4 protein-coding genes and 2 pseudogenes are annotated in these 3,165 nt (G+C 27.6%); all 6 read right to left on the bottom strand.

Annotation, left to right across the window (positions count from 1 at the left end; translation table 11 throughout):
- Positions 1 to 477: pseudogene (locus VK071_04250) on the bottom strand (Rpn family recombination-promoting nuclease/putative transposase).
- 118 nt (positions 478 to 595) lie between these two features.
- The gene (locus tag VK071_04245; GenBank protein ID HLR34524.1) at positions 596 to 745 is read right to left on the bottom strand and encodes a hypothetical protein; all 150 of its coding nucleotides are present in this window, start codon (positions 743 to 745) and stop codon (positions 596 to 598) included.
- Between the two features lie 344 nt (positions 746 to 1,089).
- Entirely contained in the window at positions 1,090 to 1,407 is a 318-nt protein-coding gene (locus VK071_04240) for a hypothetical protein (protein ID HLR34523.1), read from the bottom strand.
- A gap of 115 nt (positions 1,408 to 1,522) precedes the next feature.
- Positions 1,523 to 1,981: pseudogene (locus tag VK071_04235) on the bottom strand (DUF2247 family protein).
- Positions 1,982 to 2,086: 105 nt separating this feature from the next.
- Positions 2,087 to 2,218 (bottom strand): hypothetical protein, encoded by a 132-nt coding sequence (locus tag VK071_04230; protein ID HLR34522.1) that lies wholly within the window; start codon positions 2,216 to 2,218, stop codon positions 2,087 to 2,089.
- 105 nt (positions 2,219 to 2,323) lie between these two features.
- Positions 2,324 to 3,165: Rpn family recombination-promoting nuclease/putative transposase (locus VK071_04225; GenBank protein ID HLR34521.1), on the bottom strand; the 842-nt coding region annotated here is incomplete at its 5' end.

The raw sequence follows: 3,165 nt of genomic DNA, 5'->3' as shown, positions 1-3,165 counted from the left end.
TTGTACTTCTTCTAAAGCTAGTAAAAAATTTGTTAATATCACTTCTATATCCTCTTCAAAAGCATCCTGAAATGCCTTAAGCATCATTGCGGTTAACTTAGTTAATTCTTCAAAATCACTTTCTTCATATTCTCCTATGTTGAAAAAATCATATTTAAATACTGGTGCTCTTTCTTTAAAGTATTTTGGTAATCCGTCAAATCCTGGTATCATATCTCTTAAATCTGTTTTCAGATTCCATTTCTCTTTTCCATGATAAATTACCATTGGTATAATAATTGGTAGTTCATCTTTATTTTCTTTTTGTACTATAGTCATCCACGATTCTAAAATATATTTATTTACCTGAAATATTGTCATTTTGTCTTTATAGGATTTATGTTCCAAGAGAAAACATATATAGGCATCCCTATTATTTATTTTTACCCTATATATTATATCCGAAAAGTTCTCTTGTAACTCTTTGTTTATAAAAGTGTCTTTTTGAAGTTAAACGTGGTGTCATGCTTATTCGTTATTTCATTTCCCATCTTTTCACCAACTTTTTAGTCTTGTTATTATAATTATATCATTTATGTAACTTCTTTTCCATATATTATGAAAATAGAACTTCTTGTATTTTTTTACTATATGTATCTAAAGTTAAAATTACTTTAAATCCTAGTTTATTTTCCAAAGAATAAATTAGATCTGCCTCTTCATAATCACTTATTGAGACAGGTTCTTCTTCAAAAAATTCTGACATATCTAAATCATCAAGTTTAAGGTTTTTCTTAAAGATTCATCTGATTCATTAAAGATTTCTTTCTTCTCATTTAATCTTTCCATTTGATCTTCTAGTTCATCTTGGACAATTTCTGCACTGGTGCTAGAATCTAATTCATAGTATTCATTGGCATATATTAAAGATAGGGGATAATAAGTTAGTACTAACTATCATCCCCTATAACTATACACTCTCAAATATTAATTTCTTCTTTTAATTTTTCTACTTTCAATCTAGAAAAATTTGTTGCTTTCACTATTAAAACTACTTTTACTCCTTATATCTTTATCCTTTTATTAAAAGTTTTTGTAATATAATTTATATCATAATTCATTAATATCAATAAAACTTTCTATTATATAATCTTCTCCAACCCTATTCTTAATAATGCTGTATGCATCTTGTACCTTTTTTTGAAAAGATTTCTTAGCATTGTTATCACGGAAGCCTTCATATCTAAACTCTCTTCCATCATTAATAAACAAATTATCAAAATCTTCTTGAATACTTTTCAAAAGAAAATCAATAGTATCATTGTTTTTTAATTCATCCACTAAATCATTATTAATCAGGGAATCATTTTCATCGTACACCCACATAGGAAAACATTTATATTCCAGTCTTAACTTAATTTTACTCATACATCATCACTCCCGCCAAGTTTTTCCTGAGATAATTCTAATAGTATTTCTATTATAGTTAAGCTATTTCTACTTTTAATATTACATTAGGACAATACTTTTTCCGATATTAGAATTATGATTGATTACACTTAATAGATTTAATTTCCTTTTGGAGCCATTCTATATGCTTTTCATATAAATAATCATAGTTCTCCTGCGTATAATATTCTTCAGGGGTAATATTATTATTCCGCCCCTGAAATATATGTGGAGAATCTTCTGGAAATCCTAATTTCACTCATATTTCACCTAAATGCATTAATCCGTCGATTAAATTATCACTTTTATCTTCTATTTCTTTCGCTATAAAAATGGCCCTCCACTTCCTTAATTCTAAATTAAAATCACTATCTTCATCAGTAGCCAATTTTTTTATTAAATAATCAATCTTATCTATGTTATCCTCATATTCACTTGCTAGTTCGCATACAGTTTCATCATAATTATCTCCTTCTAACTTTTCAATTGCAAAACTTAATATATCTTCCACTAACAATTGATCTCGAAACACATCGCTTCCTCCAAATCCTATGTTTATTAATTTCTAAGTTATTATAAAATTATATTTTTTGAAATCTTCAATTTTAATCATGGTTTTATCGCCACTCCATTCATTGTTCCGCCTTGTACAAACATTCTATGTGTAAACCTCACCGTCCTGAGTTATCCATTCAAAACGTCCTACTTCTCCATTTAATGACCCTTCCAATTGATATAATGTAGCATTGCCAAGTGATGTTTTAGTTGCACTTCCCGCATAATTATCCACAATATCATTAAATCCGTGGCCCTGTACTCTAGTTGTCGTAAAACAATAGTTAAACTAAAAAAGGGATAATTAGCACTAACTATCATCCCCTATAATTGTATATATTTAATTATCAAACTCTTTCTTTAATTTTTCAATCTCCTCTTTAGTAAATCCAGTTAACTTAATAATTTCATCTATACTAAGCCCTATTTCTATTGCCTTAATAGCTGTTTTTTCTTTATTCTCTTCTATACCTTTTTTCACGCCTCTTTCTATTCCTTCTTCTATTCCTTTTTCCATACCTTTTCTTTCTGCATATTTTAATCTAGATATAGCATCCCGTCTAGCTTTCTCTCTAGCATAGTATTTTTCTCTTAGTCTTTCATCAGCAGATATCTTTTCCAACATTTCTTTAGCCATCTTTAATGTTTCACTCCTTTCTATAAGCTGATTTAACAGCTCTTCCGTCCCAGGCTCTCCTATTCTCTTCATAAATGTTAGCCATAGTTCTACTGCTTCCATATATTCTATATCTTTTTTATCATCAAATTTAGGTAATTCTATATAGTGAATTGATAAATCTTCTGTTAATAGGAAATACTCATCTTTCTCTAATATTTTATATTCGGTATGATATTTATTTGTTTCGTCTATTATTATAAAATTCATTATATTAATTACTATACTCTTTTTTAATGATAAATATGGATCTCCTTCTAATATTGTATCCGCGTACATTTTAGACCAATAATATAAACTTCTCTTTCTAAAATCATATTCTTTATTAACCTGAACTTCTATATTTATTCTCTCTTCTTTCTCCATTTTCACTTTTAAGTCTAATACTGAACCTTTATCTCCCTCAAATTCCTTTAAGTTAAAAGGGTTTAAATGTATTATTTCTATTATTTTATCTTCTTCATCTAAAGCTAAGATTGAATTTAAGAAATCGATTAGAATAATTT

This window comes from Tissierellales bacterium (assembly GCA_035301805.1).
Lineage (GTDB): Bacteria > Bacillota > Clostridia > Tissierellales > DATGTQ01 > DATGTQ01.
This window is presented reverse-complemented; position numbering and strand designations above follow the sequence as displayed.

Coding starts and splice junctions, on each gene's coding strand:
- VK071_04245 (HLR34524.1), bottom strand. CDS start 745: ATGTCAGAATTTTTTGAAGAAGAACCTGTCTCAATAAGTGATTATGAA.
- VK071_04240 (HLR34523.1), bottom strand. CDS start 1,407: ATGAGTAAAATTAAGTTAAGACTGGAATATAAATGTTTTCCTATGTGG.